Genomic DNA, 318 nt, shown 5'->3' on the forward strand with positions numbered 1-318 from the left:
GGCTGGCCCGCCGGGCTGCCGGCAGATATCCGCTCCCGCCTCGAGGGCCAGTCGCCGCATGAGGAGCTGCACGTGATCGAGGACGATGACGGCATCATATACCTGCGCCGGATGTATCGTTCCGATGACTATGTGCTGGTGACCGTGCCTGGCGCGCCGATCTTGTCCGATCTGGCGGGACTGCGGACGATCCTGATCGTCGGGGCGGTCGCGATCCTGCTGCTGTCCTTGCTTATGATACGCCAATTGTCGGCGAGCATATTCGAGCCGCTGCGCGAGCTGTACCGCAACATGCGTCGCCACTACAACAAATAACGG

The 318-nt window shown here is 62.6% G+C and carries 1 protein-coding gene; it reads left to right on the forward strand.

Translation table 11 applies throughout. The annotated features are described in order from the left end of the window. Window positions 1-315, forward strand: a 315-nt coding sequence (locus PA598K_RS20310; protein ID WP_185602130.1) for a hypothetical protein, incomplete at its 5' end; no start/stop codon positions are given. Window positions 316-318 lie beyond the last annotated feature (3 nt).

This window comes from Paenibacillus sp. 598K, assembly GCF_003851045.1.
Classification (GTDB): Bacteria; Bacillota; Bacilli; order Paenibacillales; family Paenibacillaceae; genus Paenibacillus_D.